Origin of the sequence: Delftia sp. UME58 (assembly GCF_014170385.1) — a bacterium.
GTDB classification, from domain to species: domain Bacteria; phylum Pseudomonadota; class Gammaproteobacteria; order Burkholderiales; family Burkholderiaceae_C; genus Comamonas; species Comamonas acidovorans.
The window spans coordinates 1-801 of record NZ_LZZV01000087.1 but is presented as its reverse complement, the minus strand read 5'-3'; the positions used below and the strand labels follow the sequence as shown (position 1 = coordinate 801).

The window sequence follows — 801 nt, the reverse complement described above, 5'->3', positions numbered from 1 at the left end:
CGATATGCGCCGCTGGTCACATTGGCTACCCATTGCTGGTTGTCCAAATACCAGAGAACCGTCTTTCTGATGCCGGTTTCAAACGTTTCCGATGGCGTCCAGCCCAATTCGCGTTGCAGACGAGTGGCATCAATCGCGTAGCGGCGATCATGTCCCGGGCGGTCTTGCACATAGGTAATTTGAGTAGTGTACGACTGACCATCCTTCCGCGGGCTGAGTTCATCCAGCAGTGTGCATAGGACGTGCACGACTTCAAGGTTGGTTTTCTCGTTCCAGCCGCCGACATTGTATGTCTCGCCGGTTTTTCCGGCTGCCAGTACGCGACGGATGGCCCGGCAATGATCGGCGACGTACAACCAGTCGCGGATCTGCTGACCATCTCCGTAAATCGGCAGGGACTTGCCGGCCAGCGCGTTGTGAATAACGAGGGGGATCAGTTTCTCAGGGAAATGATACGGTCCGTAGTTGTTCGAACAGTTGGTGGTCAGTACTGGAAGCCCGTAGGTGTGGTGGTAGGCGCGCACCAAATGATCGCTGGCGGCCTTGCTGGCCGAGTACGGGCTGTTCGGCTCATATTGGTTGGTCTCGCGAAACGCGGGGTCATCCTTTTCAAGCGAGCCATAGACCTCGTCGGTCGACACGTGCAATAAGCGAAAATCCCGCTTTTCCTGCTCGGGTAGCTCGGACCAGTACGCGCGCACCGCTTCCAGCAAATGGAAGGTGCCGACGATATTGGTCTGAATGAACTCGCCGGGGCCGTGGATCGATCGGTCGACGTGAGATTCTGCCGCGAAATTCACA

At 56.7% G+C, this 801-nt stretch carries 1 protein-coding gene; it reads right to left on the bottom strand.

The genetic code is table 11. The features are described 5' to 3' along the window. A partial coding sequence (gene rfbB / locus A9976_RS21380; protein WP_183020675.1) for a dTDP-glucose 4,6-dehydratase occupies window positions 1-801 on the bottom strand: 801 nt, incomplete at both ends.